Below are 23210 nucleotides of genomic sequence, written 5' to 3'. Positions count from 1 at the left end.
TTTTAGAGATTGGAAAACTAGCAATTAAAACAAAGGTCAAAAAATAGATGAGCGCTATTTTACCCGTTGCAAAGCGTGGCGAAATTATCCTGACGCTAAAAGCTGCGCCTGTTGCTACCAGTGAGTTTAATACACCGTGGCTTGAGCAACTGGCCCGAGCGATGCAGGCCACCATGCTTGAGCGAAATGGAGTTGGGATTGCAGCACCGCAAGTGTATGTATCCAAGCGGGTGATTATTGTCGCGTCCCGGCCAAACCCGCGTTATCCTGATGCACCGGACATGGCTGCGGTGGTCATGGTGAATCCTGAAATTCTGGAATTTTCAGAAGAGACGTGTCTGGGCGAAGAAGGCTGCTTGAGTGTGCCGGATGAGCGTGGGACTGTAGCGCGTGCTCAACGGATTCTGGTGCGTTATTTCACCTTGCAAGGTGAGCAGGTTGAAACCACATTTGAGGGTTTTCCTGCGCGCATTGTGCAGCATGAGGTCGATCATTTGAATGGGGTGCTGTTTGTGGAGCGAATTTAATTATTTATCTTCATAAGTTTTTGATCTACAAATGATAGTTATATCTTTATATATTATATTTCTGTGGATTTAAACATGCGTGCTAAAATAGTATCTTTCCATGCGCTGTCATCATCTGAGTTAGTGCTAGTAATTGAAATTTTAGTCTGAGCAAGTAACCAATAAAAGGGAAAATCTAAATGAGTATGACAGTGGTTGCAAATTAATTTATCTGTCATAAACATTCTTAAAGAATTTTCTTTTGTTAGATTAATAGTTTTATTGCAATATATACACTTTAAAAATTCTTTTATTGCTTTGCCGCACCATTTAGTTAACGGTCTTTTTCTTGCATCAGAGTATAAATTTTCATAGCTTGCTATTGAAGTCAGAGTGAAATGCTGATGGGTTTTATTATTCAATCTGATAATTTTATTAAATGCTTCAAAAATGACATGCGATGTAAAAAGCATAATGTAAGGAAGTGAGATATATAGTGGTTGGTATTGACCAGTTTCATTTGGATTATCAAATATTGAGTTTATAAACATTTTACCTGTTTTAAGGTGACTACCGTGTGAGGTGATTAAGTGTGTACTTCTTTGACAAGGAATCTCTAATCCAAAAAGATGCTGCTTTGAAAATATCATGTTGTAGAGTAATTCTGCATCAAATAATTCAGGTAAAGGAAGTTTATTAATAGTCTCTAAAATAATAGATTTTATAGTTGACTCATGAATTTTATTTAAAGTTTTATCTGTCTCTTGTTCAAATTTCTCTATAAAATTTTCGTAATTATTGAATAACCAACATATAAAAGTAAGATTTTCTTTAAGTGGTTTTCTAAGTAAACTATATGCAACTGAAAACTTTCTTTTTTCAAAACACTTAAGTGATTCGTAAATAAAATTTAATAAATCGCCTGTTAAACCTAATAAAATTTTTGAGTATAAGAAGTGAAAGTATGGTGCATCTATGCTTTTCTCCTTAAAAAATTGTAGAACCTCAACAATATCGAAATCATTATTCTTAAAATTTATAGAGTAAGCTTCTATTAATTCATCTAAGCCAACTTCATCAATATTACTAGAGCCATATTCAATTAAAAGCTTTGCACATTGGTCATGCAAGAAAAATATGTATTCATATGAAGAAATATGCTTGGACGGAATATTTTTAATATTTTCAAATGGTAAATAGCTAATATAGTTTTTCATAATATAAAAATTATTCCGAATATTAAAAATTTACTTTGTTTTATATAATCATCTTAATTGGGCCTAGCTAGAGGCTTAAGAAAACTCAAACCCAATTCTCAATCTTTAACCCATTCACTCTACTAAATTCAGCCACATTATTAGTCACCAGCATTGCGTCAATTGACAGGGCATGGGCTGCAATCAACATATCTAATGAACCAATTGGTGTGCCTTGCTGCTGTAAATAATTGCGCAATGTCGCGTAATGCCAAATACAATGCTCATCAAAAGGTAAAATTTCGAGTGGTGCAAAGAACTTTTGCAAAGCCAACTTGTTTTTAGCTGAACCACTTTTTTCTACGCCAAATGTTAATTCACTGGCGGTAATACTGGAAATCACAATTTCACCAAGGGAATATTGCTTGAATCGTTCAATCACCTGTGGCGGTTTATGATTAATGATATAAATACAAATATTGGTATCAAGCATCAGCATTAGGGATCTAACTCCTCACGTTCCTGACCCTGCTGTGCTTCACGCTCTAACTGAAAGCCACTTTCAAACTCATTTAATGATTCTTCCAGCATTTGCCACGGTTGGTTAATTGGTAATAAAAGCACACCGTTGCCAAAGCGCTTAATGGCAACTTCTTCACCAGAAAAGCGAAAAGCCTTTGGTAAACGCACGGCTTGACTACGGCCAGATTGGAAAATTTTGGCGTGTTCCATAAAAAAGCCCTATGATAGTGACCAGTCATATCTATCATAGGGCTTGATGATTTATTATTCAACAATGAATAATTTTCTATGCATTATTGAATAACGTAAATCACTCCAGATTCGGTGCCAACCAGCGTTCCGCATGTTCAATGCTCCAGCCCTTACGCTTGGCATAATCCTCTAACTGGTCGCGGCCAATTTTGCCCACATTAAAATAATCCGACTCTGGGTGAGAGTAGAAAAAACCACTCACCGAAGAGGGCGGCATCATGGCGTAATGCTCAGTGAGTTGTGTGCCAATGGCATTAGTGGTATTTAGCCAATTAAACAGCGTTACTTTTTCCGAATGTTCAGGGCAGGCCGGATAACCCGGAGCCGGACGAATGCCCACATATTGCTCCTTGATGAGTGCGTCATTGTCCAGTGCTTCGTCGCTGACATAACCCCAGAACTCCTTACGCACGCGCTCATGCAAATGCTCCGTAAAGGCTTCTGCCAAACGATCTGCCAGAGATTGCACCAGAATGGCCGAGTAATCATCACCCTTGGCGCGGTAGTCAACCGCCATTTCCTCAGCGCCAAAAATGGATACGGTAAAGCCGCCCAGATAATCAGGTGGGGCAGTAATTACACCTGCGCTATCGCTCCGGTCTTGCTGCTGGGCAAAGCAGTGCTTTGCATATCCAGCATCAGGCGCAATATAATCCGCTAGTGATAGATTGGGCTTGCGGTTTACATTATCAGTCTGCTGGCGCAGGTGATGGAAGGTATGCGTGGCATTCTGGCGCGATTCATCGTCATACACTACCAAATCATCTGCACTAATTCGGGCCGCTGGTTTTAGGGTAAATACGGCTCGTGCATCCAGCCTATTGTTATCCACCAGATCTTTCAACATGGCCTGTGCTTGCGCATACAAGTCACGCGCGGCTTCACCCACCACTTCATCTTCCAGGATTTTGGGGAACTTGCCGGCCAGACTCCATGAAATAAAAAACGGTGTCCAGTCAATATATGGCACCAGTTTTTCCAGTGGATAATTACGCAAAACCTGTGTGCCTAGCTGGTTTGGTACAGGCGGACGGTAATTCTGCCAGTCAATTTTTAGCCCATTGTCGATGGCCTGACTGTAGCTCAAGCGTGCGGCTTTGGGCTGTTTATTAGCAAGCCGCTCACGAACTTTTTCATAATCCTCACGGGTTTGTGCAATAAAGGCTGGCTTCATTTCTGGTGACAGCAAGGTTGTGGCGACCCCCACCGCACGTGAGGCATCGGCCACGTAAATGACGCCATCATTATGATACTGCGGGTCAATTTTAACTGCTGTGTGCGCTTTGGAGGTGGTTGCACCGCCAATGAGTAGTGGAATCTTAAAGCCTTGACGCTGCATTTCCTTGGCCACAAATACCATTTCATCAAGGCTTGGGGTAATCAGGCCAGACAAACCAATAATGTCCACTTTTTCATCAATGGCTTTTTGCAGGATTTTTTCGGCAGGCACCATCACGCCCATATCAACAATGTCATAGCCATTACAGCCCAGTACCACACCCACGATATTCTTGCCAATATCATGCACGTCGCCCTTGACCGTAGCCATCAGCACTTTGCCTTTGCTGCTACCGACTTCTTTTTCGGCTTCAATGTACGGATTTAGCCATGCTACGGCTTGCTTCATCACACGGGCGGACTTCACCACTTGCGGCAGGAACATTTTTCCGGCACCAAACAGATCGCCAACCACGTTCATGCCGTCCATGAGCGGGCCTTCAATCACATCCAGCGGGCGCTTGGATTTTAAGCGGGCTTCTTCGGTATCGACATCAATGAATGCGGTAATGCCTTTAACCAGCGCATATTCCAGCCGTTTTTCCACGCTTTCATTACGCCATTCCAGATTTTCAACCGGCTTAGCTGCGGTAGAGCCACCACCACGGTATTTTTCGGCAATGTCCAGCAGTTTTTCAGTGGCTTCATTACCCCCTGCCTCTGATGAAGAGCCGCCCTGATTTTTATTTAGGATAACGTCTTCAACCGCATCTTTTAATTCTTTAGGAATGTCATCATAAATCGCCAGTTGCGAGGCATTGACAATCCCCATGGTCATGCCTTGCTGAATAGCATAATACAAAAACACGGCGTGAATGGCTTCGCGTACCGGCTCATTGCCCCGGAAAGAGAAGGACACGTTGGACACGCCGCCAGAAATCATGGCATGTGGCAGGTTTTGCTTGATCCAGCCCGTGGCTTCAATAAAATCTACCGCGTAGTTGTTGTGTTCTTCGATCCCGGTGGCCACGGCAAACACGTTGGGATCAAAAATAATATCTTCAGCAGGGAAGCCCACATCATTCACCAGCACATCATATGAGCGCTTGCAGATTTCCTTTTTGCGCGCGGCAGTATCGGCCTGACCATCTTCATCAAAGGCCATCACGATAATCGCAGCACCATAACGGCGGCAGAGTTTGGCCTTTTGCACAAACTCGTCATAGCCTTCTTTTAAGCTAATGGAGTTGACAATCGGCTTGCCCTGGACGCACTTTAAGCCGGCTTCAATGATTTCCCATTTTGAGGAGTCAATCATAATGGGTACGCGGGAAATATCAGGCTCGGAGGCAACCAGCTTTAAAAAGTGCTCCATCGCGCCTTGCGAATCCAGCATGCCTTCGTCCATGTTAATGTCAATGACCTGTGCACCGCCTTCAACCTGTTCGCGTGCCACATCCAGTGCTTCGTTAAAGTTTTCTTCACGAATCAGGCGTAAAAACTTTTTTGAACCGGTAACGTTGGTGCGTTCCCCCACGTTGACATACAACGAATCAGCTTCAATATTAAATGGCTCTAAACCAGACAAGCGGCAGGCTGGCGCAATCTCTGGAATCTGGCGCGGTGTAATGTCCTTTACGGCCTGATAAATGGCAGCAATGTGTTCGGGCGTGGTGCCGCAGCAGCCGCCGGTAATGTTAATCAGGCCGCTTTGGGCAAATTCACGCAAAAATTCCGCAGTTTCCTCAGGGGTTTCGTCATATTCACCAAAGGCATTGGGCAGGCCAGCATTCGGGTGCGCCGACACAAAAATATCTGCTTTATCTGAAATGGTTTTTACGTGTGGACGCATGGCATCTGCACCCAGCGCACAGTTAAAGCCAATCGACAACAGGTTGCCATGACGTACCGAATTCCAGAACGCTTCGGCAGTCTGACCAGACAGGGTACGGCCAGAGGCATCGGTAATGGTGCCGGAAATCATCAGCGGCAGTTCACGGCCAATGTCTTCAAACACTTGCTGCACGGCAAAAATGGCAGCCTTACAGTTTAAGGTATCAAATACGGTTTCAATCAGAATAATGTCCGCACCGCCTTCAATTAAGGCATGCGTGGATTCCACATAGTTTTCAACCAGCAAATCAAAGGTCACATTCCGAAAAGCCGGGTTGTTCACATCCGGTGAAATAGAGCAGGTGCGCGAGGTTGGCCCTAAAACACCGGCAACAAAACGAGGCTTGTCGGGATTCTTGCGGGTAAATTCATCACAGACTTCACGGGCCAGGCGTGCCGCTTCGCGGTTGATTTCTGGCACCAGATCTTCCATGTGATAATCGGCCATGGAAACGCGCGTGCCATTAAAAGTGTTGGTCTCAATAATATCGGCGCCTGCTTCCAGATACTGCGCATGAATGCCCTGAATAATCTGGGGCTGGGTGAGCACCAGCAGGTCATTGTTGCCTTTGACATCATGCGGCCAGTTGGCAAAACGCTCACCCCGGTAATCAGCTTCCTCAAGTTTGTGGCGCTGAATCATGGTGCCCATTGCGCCATCGATAATTAAAATTCGTTTGGCCAGTAATTCTTTGAGGGTGGCAAGCGTGGACATCAACAACTCCGACAGCGGCTAGGGCAAATTAAGATTGAAACTAAAGCAGGGCAAAACAAAGCAGGCTAAAGCAAAGGGGAATATTCTAGCAGATTTGCGCTCAGGATATGAGGCAGGATCAGACCAGCCGCTTTAAAAGGCAGGCTGCGATACAGATTTTAGGGCAGCAAGTTCCTGTAACAGGCGCTCTAAAAACAAGGTGCGCACCTCTGGAATCACTTGCTCGTAAGGATAGCAGCGCACAATGCTCAGGTGGTCTACATTGGCATCAGCTGGATAGGCAATATTTTCCACATGGGTATCAAAGCCCGGTGCAACAGCCAGATTACGATGATATTGATGGTCTGTTCCCAAGCGGTCAACCGCAGCAAAATAATTCAGGTAGCGTTTAATGTTGGCTGGAATCTGGCGCACGTTAAAGCCCCACTGTGCCGGATACAACCGCCCCAATCCACCTGCCGCCAGTGACACCACTAGGTCACATTGTATGCCATGTTTTTGTAGTATCCTGGCGACCTTAATGACCTGACTGCCACCCTGACTATAGCCAATCAGTACAATGGGGCGACCTGCCTTGCCAGCTTCAATGAGATCCCGGGCTACAGCTGCTGGACGCTGGTGATTGCTATACAAGGATGTATCCTGATAACCGGCTTCGCGCAAAAACTGCAATAAATGACGCTGCATGTGGCTGCCAGCCAGCAACCCATGAATCAGCGCAATTTTTGGCCCATGGTAATTGTTTGCCGGATTAGCACGCCAGTTTTGCGAAGAAGACATTGTATTACTCAGTGATCAGGCTCAGCGGAATCATAACAACAAGTGGTCAAAATGGCATTAACAGGCTATTTTCATGTTTAAAAACCAGTCAATTGATCGGGGAAATCCGGAAATTACAGCATTTGTCATGTAAATGTCATATAAGTGTCACAAAATAGACACAATCAAACGGTTATTAGTTTCGTTTCTATGCACAAACCAGAATCGCAAGGGCAGCCTCTGGCCCCAGCAGCAAGCCTGAATTCAAGCAATGTTGATACGCCACCACCCAAGTTTTTTAAGCCGGCGTTCCTCGGTATTATTGCTGTGGCGCTGATTTATATTGCCACGCAATTATTTGCTGATTTATCCCAGATTCCCCAGATGGCATTATTTTCATTTGCCTTACTGGCGGTTGCATTAATCATTGCGCTGGGCTTTGAGTTTGTGAATGGCTTTCACGATACGGCCAATGCGGTAGCCACCGTGATTTATACCAACGCTATGCCGGCGCATGTGGCGGTGATGTGGGCTGGATTGTTTAATTTTCTGGGTGTGCTGTTTGCCAGTGGAGCGGTGGCCTATGGCATTTTGGCTTTGCTTCCGGTTGAGCTGATCTTAAATGTCAGCAGTGGCGCGGGTTTCGCAATGGTATTTGCCTTGCTGATTGCAGCCATTACATGGAATCTGGGCACCTGGTATTTTGGTATTCCAGCGTCCAGTTCACACACCATGGTAGGTTCGATTATTGGTGTAGGGCTGATGAACCAGTTGCTTAATTCAGCACATGGCACCAGCGGCGTTGATATTGAACAGGTGATCAAGGTCGGTAAAGCCTTGCTGTTTTCGCCCATGATTGGTTTTGTGTTTGCAGCAGTAGTGTTCCTGCTATTAAAATTTATCTTTAAAAAGCGTCTTGAGCTGTTCAAACCGCCAGTCGGTAATGAGCCACCGCCACTAGGCATCCGGGCCATGCTGATTTTTACCTGTACCGGCGTTAGCTTTGCACATGGTTCCAACGATGGGCAAAAAGGCATGGGCCTGATTATGCTGATTTTAATTGGCATTGCACCCTTGGCGTATTCCCTGAACAAAACACTGGATGCCTCGCAGGTACAATCCTTTGTGGTGGTGTCTGAACAAGCGGCACAGGTACTTGCACCCAAAGCGTCAAGCATGACGGAAACCGCAGCACGCGCTACCTTAACCCATTATATTCAGGATCGTCAGGTTAATGCAGATGTAATGCCTGCTGTGGCAGTGTTATCGCAGCATATCAGTGAAGAAGTCGCAACTTATAAAAACCTGAACAATGTACCCGCCAATGCAGTGGCTACCTTGCGCAATGATATGTATCTGAGCAGTGCTGCGCTCAAGCGACTGGATAAAGACAAGGCTATGCCAACACTTGCCGAGTCTGACAGCAAGGTTGTGGAGAGCTACCGCAAGGGGCTGGATCAGGTCACCCAGTATATTCCAACCTGGGTTAAAGTGGCCGTGGCGCTAGCGCTGGGTCTGGGTACGATGGTGGGCTGGAAGCGTATTGTGGTGACTGTGGGCGAGCGCATTGGCAAATCACATATGACCTACGGGCAGGGTATGGCGGCTGAGCTGGTTGCCATGACAACTATTGGTATTGCTGATCGCCTGGGCATGCCCGTCAGTACAACTCATGTGCTCAACAGTGCGGTTGCGGGAACCATGGCAGCCAATAAATCCGGTTTACAGTGGTCAACCATTCGTACCATTTTGTCAGCATGGGTGCTCACCCTGCCAGCAACAGTGGCCCTGTCGGGTGGCTTGTACTGGCTGTTTTTACGGTTTGTCTAAAAGTTTGGAATACAAAAAATACCCGGCTTAGGCTGGGCATTTTTTTGAGGTTAATCAGTTATTTAAGATTTAATACGGTTCTAAACCCAACATGACTGGTGGGCAAATTGGCCTCCTGTGGATGACGTGCAGCCGCCCGATAGCGCACGCAATAATTGGCTGCACATAAGTAGGAGCCACCTTTAATGACAAACGGTGTAGCATCAAATAGCATTGTCTTGGACTGAGTAGGTTGAGCTGTTGGACTTTGAGCCAGCGCAGGATTGCCGCCATGTCCATCGGGCAGGTTCTGTGCAACAGCATCCTGTTCATGGCTATTGTGATAGGGCGATTGCGTCCATTCCCAGACATTGCCAATCATGTCATACAGGCCATAAGCATTGGCTGCATAACAGCCCACTGGTGCAATCCCGGCGAAATGGTCAGCCTGACTGTTCTGTAAGGGAAAATCACCTTGCCAGTAGTTGGCACTAGGCGCGCCATGTTCATCATGCGGTGCTTTTTCCAGTGATTGCGCTTGCCCCTGTGCTTTTGCGGCATATTCCCACTGGGCTTCGGTGGGCAAGTCATGACCCAGCCACACGGCATAGTGCTCGGCATCATTTTTAGTCACTAAGACGACTGGCTCGTGATCCTTGTTTTTAATTGAGCTGCCGGGACCATTAGGCTGTTTCCAGTTTGCCCCTTTGACAAAATGCCACCAGCTATTATTGCTGATGGCTTCCCCGGCTTTAGGCGCAATAAATACCGCACCACCGCCTGTTTTTTCCGCATCGGTTATATAACCCGTCGCTTTTACAAATTGGGCGAACTGGGCATTAGTAACTTCTGTCTGGTCAATCCAAAAAGCTGCAACAGGTGTGCCTGCGCCACTTTTTAAGGGCAATTCATCCTGATAGCCTTGGGTTGAGCCAATTTGTAATTCACCCGCGGGAATATACGCCATGCCTGCTTTTGGGTTTTTGCCAAAGTTGGCAGGCAATCCTGTATAGCGCTGACAATGTTGCAGATTACCCAGCGCTAAAGGTTTTGCCAAAGCAACATCCGGAGATGACTGCTGTTTGGCTGCATCGGTTGGTTGGCAACCTTGGGCGGAAAATATAAATAGCCCCAGTGCTATCAAGCGGTAGCACTGGTGTAAACACTGATTCTTCATTGAATAAAGGTTACTCATTGAATAAAGGCTAAACAAAGTTACTGTTTACCAAAGAAAGGCTGTACACCATTATCTTTGGCATACTGGCTATATTTGGTTTTTAAATCTGCCACAATATCCGGATGCTGTGCAGCCACGTTGTTGCGTTCGGCACGGTCATTTTTAATATCGTAGAGTTCCCAGTCACCGGTTCCCAGAATATTTTTACCCTGATACGGTGCTTGTAATTCCAGTTTCCAATTGGCGGTGCGCACATACTGATTGCCGTGCAGTTCATCGCCAAACACAAAGTTATCGCCATACACTGTGCTGGTTTTGTTTTGCAACAAGGATAGCCATGACTTGCCAGTGATAGGATGCACAGTTTTACCATTGTATTGGCTACCCGGATTTTTGATCTGGGCAACTTCCAGAATGGTCGGTGATACATCTTTGACCGAAGTAAAGCTGGTGTTTATGGTTTCAGCCTTATTCTGGCTGGGCAGCTTGATAATCGCTGGAGACAGCACGGCACCTTCACCCGCAGTCAGTTTCCATAAGTGGAATGGGGTAGAGCTGACTTCAGCCCAGCGTGGCCCAATACTTACATAAGAAGTCGGCTTGCCAATATTATTCAGGCTGTTGTCAAAGCCATTAGCGTTGCGTGGAAAGCCTTCAGCGCCATTGTCAGACACAAAGAAAATTAGCGTATTGTCATATTGGCCATTTTTCTTAAGCGCTGTAATGATGCGGCCCACGTTGTAATCCAGATTTTCGATCATGGCCGCATACACTTCCATTTTGCGGGCTTCAATTTTCTTCTGGTCATCAGTCAGCTCATTCCAGCTTCCGGCCTTGTCCGGTGTGTTGGCTGTGGCTAATGGATTAGCAGGCTGGAAATCTGCTGGCACAATGCCCAGTTGTTTCTGGCGTGCAAGACGCTGGTTACGAATGGCATCATAGCCTGCATCATATTTGCCTTTATATTTTGCAATGAATTCATCCGGTGCCTGAAGTGGCCAGTGCGGGGCGGTATAGGCCGCATAAGCAAAAAACGGCTTGCCGTCCTTGTTGCTGTTCAGGTAGGCCAGTAGCTTGTCGGTATAATAATTGGTAGAGAAAAACCCATCGGGCAGTTCAACAGCCTGACCATCCTCGGTATACGTACCGGGACGTTGCACGCTGGCAGGTTTGTCCTTGTAGTGCAGGTCATAGCCTTGCAGTAATACAAATGAGCGTTCAAAGCCACGTGCCTTGGGACCATATTCCGGGGTTAATCCCAAGTGCCATTTTCCGGCCATATAGGTATGGTAACCATTGTCCTTAAGCAATTGCGGCAGGGACAATACACGGTCATTTAAATAGCCTTCATAGCCATCCGCACCGCGCACGTTGTCATTAAGGCTTTCAGCCATGGAGCCAATGCCGGCCAGATGATGGTCAGTACCGGACAATAATTGCGAACGGGTGGGCGAACAGGCTTGCGCCGTATGATAGTCGGTGAGAATCCGGCCTGTGCTGGCCAGTGCATCAATATTTGGCGTATTGATTTCACCACCAAAAGCCCCAAGGTCTGAATAGCCCAGATCATCCGCCATGATAAACAGAATATTCGGCTTCTTCTTTTCTATACCAGGCACATTAGCCTGATCATTTTTGTCATTATCACTGCACGCTGTCAGGCCAACAGCCACGCTGCACAGGCCTGCAACCAGAAACTGCTTTGTATTAAAAGTAGCCATTGATATTCCTCTAAAAAATTATATGAGGAATGGTAGGCAACCGGTTTATCTTTTTAAAATAATTAAAACGAACAAGGCTATCGAATAAAAATATAAGTAAAACTATATCAAATCACTAATCTTGTTTTCAGGTTTTAAAATTAACCTCAAATGGCACTAAAATATTTTAATGAAGATGCAGCAATTCCTGCATAAAGCGCGGTACCAACCGAGGCTCAATTGCAATGGTAGCAATCACCCCAAAACCTGCACCCCATAAATGCGCACTGTGGTTGATATTGTCTTGTCCACGCCGTGCTGAATAAACGGTATAAGCCGTGTATAGCAAGGCATAGATAATGGCAGGCATGGGAATGAAAAATACAAAAATCAGGCTCCACGGCGCAAACAGGATATAGGCAAACAGTACTGCGGATACTGCACCTGAAGCACCGAGGCTCAGATAATTGGGGTCATTCTTATGTTTGAAATAGCTGGGTAGCATGGCCACCACCAAAGCCGCCAGATAAAACAGGATAAAACCCATTCCGGCAAAATAAGGCCGGTAAAATGCTTCAATCGCGCGGCCAAAAAAATACAGGGTAATCATATTAAACAGCAAATGCGTACCATCAGCATGCACGAAGCCATAAGTAATAAAGCGGTCAAACTGGCCACGGCGCATGGCTGGCGGCCACATAATCAGGCGATTCATCACCATACGATTGCCAAACGCAATAAAAGACAGCAGACAGGTAATAAGAATTAAGGTCAGGGTATGGGAAAAAGGTAAACCTAGCATTTTAGTCGGATTAATGGTTATTGTGACGGAATAGTAAAATACTTTTAGGCCAAATTGTTGTGTATAAACGCCTAGTTACATTTTTAGCCGATAATGATGATCGGTATTTTGCCAAGGGTTTTCTTACATTTTGCCCAAAAAATCACTTAAACTTGTGTTTGATGATCATAGCCCTCATCTATGCGCTATGATGTGCCCTCTGCGCAGGAGTTAGTTGTAATGTCTGTTGAAAATGCCACCACGATTGAAAATCAAGCCACTCAAAATACAAGCTTACCGGATGAAATGATCCCGAATATGGTCATTACGCCCAGCGCTCAGGAATACCTGAATGACTTGCTGGCCAAGCAAAATACGCCTGGCATTGGTGTACGCATTTTCGTTGAGCATCCTGGTACTGCCCGTGCGGAATGCTGCATGGCCTATGCCACACCGGAAGAAGTGAACACACTGGATTACCAACAGCAGTATGATGGCTTTCCGGCCTATATCGACACGCCATCCATTCCTTATTTAAAAGATGCCGTGATTGATTACAACAAGGATCGCTTTGGTGGTCAGTTAACCTTTAAGGCGCCTAATTCCAAAGTGCCTCGTGTGGGTGCAGATGCGTCGGTTGAAGAACGCATTGCTTATGTATTGCAGGCAGAAATCAATCCGGGACTGGCAGGGCATGGCGGCAATGTGTCATTGGTTGAGCTATTCAACGATGCCGAGCATGGCTTAACCGCAGTATTGCAGTTTGGTGGTGGCTGTCAGGGTTGTTCAGCGGTGGATGTGACCTTGAAGCAGGGTGTGGAAACCACGCTGAAAGAGCATATTCCCGAGCTGGGTCGTGTGATTGATAAGACTGACCATACCCAAAAAGAAGGCGCTTATTTTAAGTAGTGAGCCTGAAGAAAGTTTGAAGTGAAATTTTTTATTAAATAATGCCTCAACTTTTACCCCTCTAAGTCTCCCCTTTTTAGGGGAGACTTGTGACAGTTCACTTATCCGTATAGTTCGTGTTGTTCCTCCCTTTTTTAAGGGGAGGTTAGGTGGGGTTTAGTGTCTGACTATACCAAAATTCCAAAATATCAGATAGGTAGAGTAAGCTAGAGCTTTAATCCTCTGAAACTTATCTTTTATCCAGCTTTTCAAACAGGGCAATGGTGTCCTTTGCCCACTGTATCCAGGTTCTTTGCGTTTCAATTCCTAACAACAATACCCGATGCTGAATTTGCTGCTCGCGGCTAAGCACACTGTTTTTAATAAAATCACGCTGCTCAATGGTCAGATACAGCACCAGTTTTTCTTCATGCAATTTCAGGTGGCGTTTGAGTTCTTCCTCAATACCCAATGGGCCAAGTATGGCCTCGGCACGCAGGCGTACTGCCATTTCTTCGCGGATCAGGTAAGGATCAGTCGCCAGCAACACCCATTGCTTTAATTCCTGCCTGCCTGCATCCAGCACTTCATAGGTTTTCTTCTTGGTCTTACCCGCATCTTCTGCCGGGCTTGCATTAATCCAGCCCTGATCTTCCATGCGTTTCAGCTCGCGGTAAATCTGCTGGTGGGTGGCACTCCAGAAAAAGCCCATGGACTTGTCAAAGCGGCGTGCCAGATCATAACCAGAGCTTGGCTTTTCCAGTAAGGACGTGAGCAGGACGTGAGCGAGTGACATGCAATACCGCAAATGAGTGAACTTGAAAAAGTATTAAATACTGTAAAAATAATTTATGCAACCAGTTGCATAGTGATGGAAAATAAATTATAAAATCGGCATAGCAAATCATGCAACAAAGTGCATAGTTGTGATCAGGCATTTTCAAGAAATCGTATCGTGCTGATCACAACCGCCAGCGTTTTAATTTCCGCCATAAAGGAATAGCCAGCCATGTCAAACCCCAATGCCCAGCCTAACCATCAGCCACAAGATCAAGCATCTGCGTATCCGCATTTGTTAGCCCCACTGGATCTGGGCTTTACCACCTTACGCAACCGTACTTTGATGGGTTCCATGCATTTGGGTCTGGAAGAGTTGCCGGGTGGTCATGAGCGTATGGCAGCGTTTTATGCCGAACGTGCGCGTGGCGGCGTTGGCCTGATTGTTACAGGCGGTATTGCACCCAATCCTGAAGGTGCAGTGGTTCAGGGTGGTTCGGTGTTAAGTACGCTGGAAGAAGCTAAGCATCACAAGATTGTGACCGATGCCGTGCATGCTGAGGGCGGTAAAATTGCCCTGCAAATCCTGCATACTGGCCGCTATGCCTATAACCCCAGCAACGTTGCACCCAGTGCAGTGAAAGCCCCGATTAATCCATTTGTACCGCATGAACTCACTGGTGAAGAAATCGAGCGCACCATTGAGGACTTTGTACAGTGTGCAAAAATGGCACAGGTTGCCGGATATGATGGCGTTGAGGTGATGGGTTCGGAAGGTTATCTGATTAACCAGTTTATTGCCGAGCGCACCAATCACCGGACTGACGAATGGGGCGGCAGCTATGAAAACCGTACCCGCTTTGCGCTGGAAATTGTGCGTCGTATTCGTGAGGCTGTGGGCACTAACTTTATTATTATCTATCGCTTGTCCATGCTGGATCTGGTGGAAGGCGGTTCCAGTTATGACGAAGTGGTGCAACTGGCCAAAGCCATTGAGCAAGCTGGTGCGACACTCATTAATACCGGTATTGGCTGGCATGAAGCGCGTATTCCAACCATTGCCACCAAAGTGCCGCGTGCTGCCTTTGCGTGGGTAACCAAAAAGCTCAAAGGTGAAGTCAGTATTCCTTTGGTCACCACCAACCGTATTAATGCGCCGGACGTTGCCGAGCAGATTCTGGCTGAAGGCAGTGCTGACATGGTGTCCATGGCGCGTCCGTTTCTGGCCGATTCGCAATTTGTCTTAAAGGCTGCGAGCAACCGGAGCGACGAGATCAATACCTGTATTGGCTGTAATCAGGCATGCCTTGATCATATTTTCGTCGGCAAAATTACGTCCTGTCTGGTTAATCCGTATGCCTGCCATGAAACTGTGCTGACTGCAAAACCGTTAGAAAAAGTCAAAAAAATTGCAGTGGTTGGTGCAGGCCCTGCAGGTCTGGCCTTTGCAACCACCGCAGCCAAACGCGGCCATCAGGTGACTCTATTTGATGCTGCCAACCAGATTGGCGGCCAGTTTAACGTGGCCAAGCTGATTCCCGGCAAGGAAGAATTTTATGAAACCCTGCGTTATTTCAAGCGCCAGCTTGAGCTGGGCACCGTAGATTTAAAAATGGGCCAGTATGCTGATCTGGACTTGTTAAAAAATGGCCAGTTTGACGAAGTGGTGCTGGCTACAGGTGTTACCCCGCGTCACCTGAATATTGAAGGGATTGATAGCCCCAAGGTGCTGAACTATCTGGATGTCTTGCGTGACAAGAAACCCGTAGGCAAGCGCGTGGCTGTGGTGGGTGCAGGCGGTATTGGTTTTGATGTGTCTGAATACCTGACCCATGAAGGTGAAAGCGCGACTTTAAATCCGAAGAAGTTTTTTGCCGAGTGGGGCATTGACACCAGTTATGAGCATCGTGGCGGGATCACCCAGCCTCAGCCTGAAGCCAGTCCACGCGAAGTGTACCTGTTGCAGCGCAAGTCCACCCCGGTTGGCGCCAACTTAGGCAAGACCACGGGCTGGATTCATAAGGCGGGCTTAAAGCATAAGCACGTCACCATGATTAACGGGGCCAGCTATGAAAAAGTCAGTGAGCAGGGCCTACATATTATGGTCGATGGCAAGGAACAGGTGCTGGACGTGGATAACATCATTATCTGTGCCGGGCAGGAACCACTGCGTGCCATGTATGACGACTTGCAGGCTGCGGGTATTTCCACACACCTGATTGGTGGTGCGCTGGAAGCTGGCGAGCTTGATGCCAAGCGTGCCATTTTAAATGGAACTGAACTGGCGCTCGCGATTTAATAGCCGTAATCCAATCAGCCAGATCAATGCCAGCGGGTATATTAACAACCCGCTGGCAAGTTCCAGGCAAAAAACAAGGTATAAATGTTCAGGGAGAACAAGCATGACGACAACAGCAATAACCGCCCAGCTTCAACCTGCGGTAGCTACTTCACTGGAAAAGTGGCACCACATGCTACAAACCCGCGATATGAGCATTCTGGCTGAGCTGCTGGACTCGAATGTGGTATTTCGTTCACCCATGGCGCACCGGCCTTATACGGGTTCGCTAGCGGTAGGATTGATTCTTAAAACAGTAATTACCATTTTCGAGAATTTTACCTATCATCGTGAGTTTGCAAGTAATGATGGTTTGCAGGTCGTGCTGGAATTTAGTGCCGTGGTTGATGGCAAAGCCCTTAAAGGCATTGACATGATTGGCTTTGATGCACAGGGCAAGATCGTGGATTTTGAAGTGATGATCCGGCCATTTAATGCATTGGCTGCACTGGGCAAGGAAATGGGTGCTCGAGTGGGTGCACAGCTTGAAGCGCATAAAGGCTAATCTGTTAAGGCCGGTTTAGTATGGTTTAAAATCACGTTGAAAGTAGCAAATAAAGTATCAAACAAAAAAGCTGGCAATCCAAAAAGGTAGCCAGCTTTTTTATTGATCGGTTTTATTGAACGATTTTATTAATCGGTACAGCCTTTAATCAACAGGTTAAAAAATCAGTGCACAATCTCATCAACCAGATCAAAACCCTTGGGCATATCAGGATTTTCAGCTTCCATCACAATCATATCCAGATCGCGTTCAGTGTCCATGCCCAACGCCAGTGCATTAAAGTACAAATCAAAGCTGTGAAAATTGCCATACACCAGATTACGTAAAATCGTGCTGTTCAGGCCAAAGCCTTCCACATCAATGCTGGTTTTATAGCGTAGTTCGCCGTCATCCCAGTCCATTTCAAAATTGCCCAGAATCAGGCCGTAGTTAATGCGGCAAATGAGTTCACTAATGCGTGAGCGCAAATGTTCTGGCACCTGATCGGGATACAGGCTATACACCAGCACGCGAGACGTGTTTTCAAAGCAGCGCACCATGCACGGCCATTCGCCTTTGTGCCCTTTTACAAAAATCCGGAAAGTAACAGTATTGTCCTCGTCTAATGCAGTAGCAGGAACAATGGGTTTCACCCGGTCTACCTTAAAGCCTTCTTCGGCCAGTAGCGTTTCTACAGTATCAGACAATAATTGAGTCATAAAAAAACTTGGTCTAAAACATAAAATTTCAAGGACCAAGTGTGCCATGAAATGCCATAAAAAGCAGTTAAAGAGATGTAGTTATAAAAATTAGCGGACGGATATTATAGGATCAGTATTAGATTTTTCAGAAGTTAATTAGCGCTTAACCTGTGATTGTACATAGAAGAATGGCGCATGATTATGACTGCTTAAATCAAACCATGCGCTTTAATTTGCTTAATATTGTACTTAGCAAAAATGATCAGTCAGCAAAAATGGCGGCCACTTCGCTGGTCTGATAAAAATCACGCAGGCGGGCTTCTACACGCTTGGCCACATAGCCTTCTTCAATCAGTTGGCGTACCACCGGCATAATCGCCAGTTTGAGTTCCTGCTCAATCAGTGCAGCATCCACGTTGACATCGCGCAGGATTTTGCCCAGCGTATGATGTTTGTTCTGGCTGTACCAGTGCGCGATGCCATCATTCACCTGAGTGCGGATATAGTCGCTACTGCGCAGGCTGTCCCAGGTGCGGCTAATCACTTGCGCGCCGCTGGTCAGGCCATCATTGTCCACATAGTTATTAACCATGCTCACAGGCTGCTGTGCCACACTTTGCCAGCCTTGCTTAATGAGCTGATATACCTGTTGGTCATTGAGGTGGCGGTTGGCCATTTTTTCACTGACTGCAATCAGGTTATTGATATTTTTGCTTAAATATCCCTGTAAGGCCGAATCCAGATTGCTGTCAGTTGCCTTTTCCAATACGCTTTTGCCCATTTTCATCAGGCTACCCATGCCGGGCATTTTCTTGGCAATCACATTGTTTTCCATATAGTCATTGATGGCATGACTAATGGTTTGTGACAGCATCTGAGCATAAGCCGGGTTACTGAAAATCCGGTGAATAAAGGCTTCACGATGCTCTTTTTGCGAGGACAGGTATTGCGCTACCGTTTCTACTGAATCAGCAGGAACCAGGTCCGCAATCTTGATACTGTCATTGCTGGCATGCGTTAGGGCAAACTGGATTTGTGACACAATTTGCTCAGTCAGGTGTGCTTGTACCGGATACTCCAGTGCCTGCTTGCCCAGCAGTGCCTGCAAGTGTTCCAATGTAATCAGTTGTTCAACAGGCTTGTCAGACAGGTGGGCGACCAGCGTATTGACCTCATCGCTGACGGTTTGCTCGGACTGCAATTGCAGCAGGATATAACGCAACTGGGCCTGTAATAGTTGTTCTGCTTTGGGATGAATCATAAGTTTCTCGAAGACTAAAAGTGTTTAATAAACCAGAGCCTAACCAAAGCCTGTGTTAAGGCGCTGATCCGGCAAACGGATTGGGTGTGGCCACTGATTTTTGCAAAAAGGGCAGGTATTTTTGAATAACCAGCTGCTCGGCTTCCAGAATAGGCGTATGACCGACATTTGGCAAAATCACCGGTTCCTGTGCATTTTTAATCAGGCCTTTTAGTTCCGGCACCACATTAACATCAATGATCTTGTCCTGCTTGCCCCAGATAATCAGCGTTGGGGCTTCAATGGCTTTAGCTGCCAGTGCAAAGGTTTCCGGGGTATAATAGCCGTACAGTTTAATGAGTTGCTCAATCACCTTACGGGTATTGTCCGCTTGCGCAATCATCACTTTTTCCTGTTCCTGCTTGAGTGCAGTCGGAATAAACGGTGGATTGTACATGGCAATTTTCATCAGGTTATCAAAGTCGCCGGGCTTGGACACCACAATATTGCGCAGCAGGGTGGGGTCTTTTAAATAAGGACTTTGGGCAGTCTTGAATACGCCAGCACTGTCAATCAGCAGCAGGCTTTGCACATCAAAAAAGTATTGCGCTGCATACAGGCCAGCAACCGCACCACCCAGTGAGTGACCCGCCACGTTCAGGTTTTTATTGATTCCGGCAGCTTCAGTAAAGCGGCGCAGGGCTTCCACCATATTGGGCACTTGCAGGTCAAAGTCTGCCGGAACCCTGGTGTCGCCATGTGCAGGCAGGTCGGGAATAATGACATGGTAATAAGGTGTCAGGTAACGGGCTACCCGGTTCCAGTTGTCTCGGCTACCGGACAGGCCATGCACCAGCATCACGGTTGGCTTGGCTTTGTCGCCACCTTCACTATAGGTCCATTCAATGTCACCTACTTTAAGCGTATGGGTGGTTAAGCCAGCCCAGGTACGTTCTTCCTGTAAAACCTGCTGGAAACTTTGCTGGGTCAGGGGCGCAGCCTGTGCTGCTACAGCAGTGATTCCAGTCAACCCCAGTGCCATGACAAGCGGTAGTAATGGCTTGCAAATTTTTTTCAACATACCTCTATTCCCTGAAAAAAGATTGTTATCGCATTTAGCGTAACAGACAGCAACAAATTACAATTGGCAATCAGACTATTTTTTTAATTTTTTTAGGTCAATTAACACGCCAAACCAGCAATTGATCTGGCGTGTTCATCAAAATACGATGCTGCGGATTTTTCTTCCTGAAAGCCCCAGAATTGAGGTATTACAGATTAGTGTTCTTGCTGCATTGGCGTGTTTTCATGCGAGGCAGAAAAACTAACCAAACCCATATGTGCCAGGTCAGCGCCGCTAGGTTGCTGGAACACCCGCAAGCCAAATTCCGGCAAAATTGCCAGCAGGTGATCAAAAATATCGGATTGCACATTTTCATAAAATGCCCAGTCAGTGCTGTTGCTAAAGCAGTAAATTTCTAGTGGTAAACCCTGCGCTGTTGGCTCAAGCTGCCGCACCAGCAAGGTCATTTCCTGATGAATGCCCGGATGATGTTGCAGGTAATTCTGGATATAAGCCCGAAAAGTACCAAGATTGGTGAGCGCGCGCTGGTTAAGTTTGCTGTTGGCCTGTGGTCCCAGACTTTCATTCCATGCTGCAATTTCCTGATTTTTTTCATCCAAGTATTTATCCAGCAAGAAAGACGATTTTAAATGCTGGTATTCATCCTGATCCAGAAAATGCACGCTGGTCTGGTCCAGCAAGATGGCCCGCTTAATCCGTCGTCCACCGGATTCGCTCATGCCACGCCAGTTCATAAACGTATCAGTAATCAGGCGGTTGGTAGGAATGGTGGTGATAGTTTTGTCAAAATTCTGGACTTTAATGGTGTTCAGTGACATATCAATTACATCACCATCGGCATTGAGTCCGGGCATGGTAATCCAGTCACCCAGCCGCACCATGTCATAGGATGAAATCTGGACACTGGCGACCAAAGACAAGATGGTATTTTGAAATACCAGCATTAGTACAGCAGCCATTGCGCCAAAACCAGCCAGCAGGGTAAATACATCCTTTTGCAGGAACGTACCAATAATCAAGAGCGCGCAAACGATAAACAGGATAATTTTGACAAGTTGCAAATAGCCTTTAATCGGCTTGTTGCGAGCAACCGGACGGCGCTGGTATAACTCATTCACTACATTCAGTGCGGCGCTAATGGTCAGCACAATGGTAATAAACACCCAGGCCTGAGCCAGCATCCCTACAATTCTAATAATGCCTGGTGACAGGTGTGGAACCTGTGCAATACCTACTTTGATCACTAGCGCTGGTACAATATTGGCAAACCGGTCAATCACCTTAAACCGGCTTAATGCCCCGTTACGGTTTAATGGCAGCAACTGGCTAAAACGGCGAACCCCACGCACAATTACATGCTTGGCCAGCCAGTTGGCAATCCAGGCCACCAGCAGCAATACGCCCAATCCTAGCAGCATTTCCATCCAGTCATACTGGTCTAGCCAGCCTTCAAAACGGTTCCACAACTCAGAATTTTGCATGTCATCTATACTGTGCTTACGCTAAAGCAGTCATTGTAAGTTCCTGAATTCAAATGCATGCTAATAAAAAGTTCCCATTTTGTTGGAAATTGTAGGAAATACTTTAATTCCTTTTCATCCTGTACCCAGCACATCAACAAAGCCAAGAAGTCCTATCAGCAAAGTGTAAAAGTTTGGTTATAATACTGGCGTTAAAATTAAACCATGTTGAGCAAATACGTGATGATTACTGCACAAGAGGCGCTTGAACGCTTAAAACAGGGTAATGCAGAATTTGTCGCAGGAAAACCTGCCAAGGACACACATTTAAGTCTGGTCGAGCGTGCGACGCTGGCCAAAGAGCAAAATCCATTTGCCATTATTCTGGGTTGTTCCGATTCCCGGGTTCCGGCTGAAATTGTATTTAATCAGGGACTAGGTGACCTGTTTGTGATTCGCGTGGCAGGCAATATTGTTGCGCCATCCCAGGTGGGCAGTGTGGAATTTGCCGCTGAACGCTATGATGCACCGCTGGTGGTGGTGCTGGGGCATTCCCATTGTGGGGCAATTGCTGCAACTATTGACGCATTACGCCATCCGGATCAAAAACCGTCCAGTAATTTAATGTCTATTGTGAATCGGGTACGGCCTTCGGTGGAAATCCTGATGCACACTGACTTGCGCCATGATCTGGAAAAACTGCGAAAATATGCAGTGCGTGCCAATGTGCAGGCATCGGTAAACCAGTTACGTCATGGGTCAGCCGTGCTGGAGCAGCTCATTGAAAAAGGCGAGCTAAAGGTAGTAGGGGCAGAGTATTCACTGGAAACCGGTCAAGTGGAATTCTTTGATATTTAGCTTTATTGTCTGATAGAGATCAACCAGATCATAAAAAGGCGGTTCTGCTAATGACAGACCGCCTTTTTAATGAGCAACACATTTTGGGGCAGGCTTATTTCAGGTTTTTTTCAATTTGCGGCCAGGCATTGTTCAGCAGCTGGTTTTGTGCGTTGGCCGCCGGATGCACCAGATCACGCTGCATCAGTTGGTTATTGCCTGCAATCCCCTGCAAAAAGAATGGAACAAGTTTAACCTGCTGCGCCTTGGCCACATTGCTAAAGGTTTGTTCAAAAGCCTTGCTGTAGGCAGTGCCATAATTGGGAGGAATTTTCATACCCAGCAGTAAGGATTCGGCCTTGGCATTTTTTGTGAGACTCACCAGCCGGGTGAGGTTGTTTTGAATGCCTACAGGCGGCTGACCACGCAGCGCATCATTGCCACCCAGTTCTATCACCACCACTTGCGGCTTATAAGTGGTCAGCAATTTGGGCAAGCGTGACAGTGCACCACTAGTCGTTTCTCCGCTCACGCTGGCATTGATGACCTGATGCTGCTTGGGATACTTCTGGTTAAGGCGCTGCTGCAATTTTGCCACCCAGCCTTGCTCTACATTAATACCATAGCCAGCACTGATACTGTCTCCTAAAATCAGGATGGTTTTGGCACTGACTGCACTGGTGGTAAACAATGACAATGTCATTACAATAGTAGCGCCCAGCGTTTTAATAGGCTGAAAAACCGGATCTTTGAAAACAGCGTTTTTTATAGAGAATTTCATATGCAAGACCAGACTCAGGCAAGCTCAGGAACAGAACAACAACTATTAAAGCAGAATGAGCCGATACAAACTGTTGCAGAAGGTTTATCCAA

The 23210-nt window shown here is 46.4% G+C and carries 20 protein-coding genes; 6 read left to right on the top strand and 14 right to left on the bottom strand.

Annotation, left to right across the window (positions count from 1 at the left end):
• Positions 1–47 precede the first annotated feature (47 nt).
• Positions 48–527 carry a peptide deformylase gene (gene def / locus Q337_RS0106190; protein WP_026470859.1) on the top strand — a complete coding sequence of 160 codons (480 nt, stop codon included), beginning with the start codon at positions 48–50 and terminating at the stop codon, positions 525–527.
• Positions 528–580: 53 nt separating this feature from the next.
• On the opposite strand, the gene Q337_RS0106185 is transcribed toward def, so the two are convergent.
• The 5 genes from Q337_RS0106185 to Q337_RS0106165 all read right to left on the bottom strand — a co-directional run bounded on the left by Q337_RS0106185 (position 581) and on the right by Q337_RS0106165 (position 7082).
• Positions 581–1723, bottom strand: coding sequence for a hypothetical protein (locus Q337_RS0106185; RefSeq protein ID WP_026470858.1), 1143 nt, complete (start codon positions 1721–1723; stop codon positions 581–583).
• 85 nt (positions 1724–1808) lie between these two features.
• The gene (gene vapC / locus Q337_RS0106180) at positions 1809–2201 is read right to left on the bottom strand and encodes a type II toxin-antitoxin system tRNA(fMet)-specific endonuclease VapC (RefSeq protein WP_026470857.1); all 393 of its coding nucleotides are present in this window, start codon (positions 2199–2201) and stop codon (positions 1809–1811) included.
• Positions 2201–2434, bottom strand: a complete 234-nt coding sequence (locus Q337_RS0106175) for an antitoxin (RefSeq protein WP_026470856.1) — start codon at positions 2432–2434, stop codon at positions 2201–2203. The genes vapC and Q337_RS0106175 overlap by 1 nt, the downstream gene beginning before the upstream one ends.
• A gap of 100 nt (positions 2435–2534) precedes the next feature.
• The gene (metH, locus tag Q337_RS0106170; RefSeq protein WP_026470855.1) at positions 2535–6302 is read right to left on the bottom strand and encodes a methionine synthase; all 3768 of its coding nucleotides are present in this window, start codon (positions 6300–6302) and stop codon (positions 2535–2537) included.
• Between the two features lie 132 nt (positions 6303–6434).
• Entirely contained in the window at positions 6435–7082 is a 648-nt protein-coding gene (locus Q337_RS0106165) for an alpha/beta hydrolase family protein (protein ID WP_051526614.1), read from the bottom strand.
• Positions 7083–7271: 189 nt separating this feature from the next.
• On the opposite strand from Q337_RS0106165, the gene Q337_RS0106160 reads away from it, so the two are divergent.
• Positions 7272–8891 carry an inorganic phosphate transporter gene (locus Q337_RS0106160; RefSeq protein WP_026470853.1) on the top strand — a complete coding sequence of 540 codons (1620 nt, stop codon included), beginning with the start codon at positions 7272–7274 and terminating at the stop codon, positions 8889–8891.
• A gap of 58 nt (positions 8892–8949) precedes the next feature.
• Here Q337_RS0106160 and Q337_RS0106155 read toward each other — a convergent pair whose 3' ends face one another.
• The 3 genes from Q337_RS0106155 to Q337_RS0106145 all read right to left on the bottom strand — a co-directional run bounded on the left by Q337_RS0106155 (position 8950) and on the right by Q337_RS0106145 (position 12549).
• Positions 8950–10047, bottom strand: a complete 1098-nt coding sequence (locus Q337_RS0106155; RefSeq protein ID WP_156935713.1) for a formylglycine-generating enzyme family protein — start codon at positions 10045–10047, stop codon at positions 8950–8952.
• 38 nt (positions 10048–10085) lie between these two features.
• Positions 10086–11768, bottom strand: coding sequence for an arylsulfatase (locus Q337_RS0106150; protein WP_034279234.1), 1683 nt, complete (start codon positions 11766–11768; stop codon positions 10086–10088).
• A 166-nt stretch (positions 11769–11934) separates the two neighbouring features.
• Complete coding sequence (locus Q337_RS0106145) at positions 11935–12549, bottom strand: rhomboid family intramembrane serine protease (protein ID WP_026470850.1); 615 nt, start codon at positions 12547–12549, stop codon at positions 11935–11937.
• A gap of 285 nt (positions 12550–12834) precedes the next feature.
• Here Q337_RS0106145 and nfuA point away from each other — a divergent pair, with 285 nt between their 5' ends.
• Positions 12835–13437: a Fe-S biogenesis protein NfuA gene (nfuA, locus tag Q337_RS0106140; RefSeq protein ID WP_034279582.1), complete on the top strand. Its 603-nt coding sequence runs from the start codon at positions 12835–12837 to the stop codon at positions 13435–13437.
• Positions 13438–13666: 229 nt separating this feature from the next.
• Here the strand turns inward: nfuA and Q337_RS0106135 are convergent, their stop codons facing one another.
• Positions 13667–14212: a PadR family transcriptional regulator gene (locus Q337_RS0106135; RefSeq protein ID WP_026470848.1), complete on the bottom strand. Its 546-nt coding sequence runs from the start codon at positions 14210–14212 to the stop codon at positions 13667–13669.
• A gap of 213 nt (positions 14213–14425) precedes the next feature.
• Here Q337_RS0106135 and Q337_RS0106125 point away from each other — a divergent pair, with 213 nt between their 5' ends.
• Complete coding sequence (locus Q337_RS0106125; RefSeq protein ID WP_051526613.1) at positions 14426–16492, top strand: NADPH-dependent 2,4-dienoyl-CoA reductase; 2067 nt, start codon at positions 14426–14428, stop codon at positions 16490–16492.
• Positions 16493–16595: 103 nt separating this feature from the next.
• Positions 16596–17036, top strand: coding sequence for a nuclear transport factor 2-like protein (locus Q337_RS0106120; RefSeq protein ID WP_026470846.1), 441 nt, complete (start codon positions 16596–16598; stop codon positions 17034–17036).
• 164 nt (positions 17037–17200) lie between these two features.
• Here the strand turns inward: Q337_RS0106120 and Q337_RS18305 are convergent, their stop codons facing one another.
• The 4 genes from Q337_RS18305 to Q337_RS0106100 form a co-directional block, all read right to left on the bottom strand.
• Entirely contained in the window at positions 17201–17734 is a 534-nt protein-coding gene (locus Q337_RS18305; RefSeq protein WP_169733743.1) for a YbjN domain-containing protein, read from the bottom strand.
• Between the two features lie 244 nt (positions 17735–17978).
• Positions 17979–18977 carry a hypothetical protein gene (locus Q337_RS16955; RefSeq protein ID WP_051526611.1) on the bottom strand — a complete coding sequence of 333 codons (999 nt, stop codon included), beginning with the start codon at positions 18975–18977 and terminating at the stop codon, positions 17979–17981.
• 55 nt (positions 18978–19032) lie between these two features.
• A complete protein-coding gene (locus Q337_RS0106105) occupies positions 19033–20037 on the bottom strand; it encodes an alpha/beta fold hydrolase (RefSeq protein ID WP_051526610.1) in 1005 nt (334 codons plus the stop codon).
• A gap of 197 nt (positions 20038–20234) precedes the next feature.
• Entirely contained in the window at positions 20235–21521 is a 1287-nt protein-coding gene (locus Q337_RS0106100; protein WP_026470844.1) for a mechanosensitive ion channel family protein, read from the bottom strand.
• Between the two features lie 222 nt (positions 21522–21743).
• Between Q337_RS0106100 and Q337_RS0106095 the strand changes: the two genes are divergently transcribed.
• On the top strand, positions 21744–22358 hold the full coding sequence (locus Q337_RS0106095; protein WP_026470843.1) for a carbonic anhydrase: 615 nt from the start codon (positions 21744–21746) through the stop codon (positions 22356–22358).
• A gap of 94 nt (positions 22359–22452) precedes the next feature.
• Here Q337_RS0106095 and Q337_RS0106090 read toward each other — a convergent pair whose 3' ends face one another.
• Positions 22453–23118 (bottom strand): arylesterase, encoded by a 666-nt coding sequence (locus Q337_RS0106090; protein WP_051526609.1) that lies wholly within the window; start codon positions 23116–23118, stop codon positions 22453–22455.
• Positions 23119–23210: the final 92 nt, after the last annotated feature.

Origin of the sequence: Alkanindiges illinoisensis DSM 15370, from assembly GCF_000619845.1 — a bacterium.
Lineage (GTDB): Bacteria > Pseudomonadota > Gammaproteobacteria > Pseudomonadales > Moraxellaceae > Alkanindiges > Alkanindiges illinoisensis.
The sequence above is the reverse complement of the archived record's forward strand: the minus strand, read 5'-3'. Positions and strand labels throughout refer to the sequence as shown.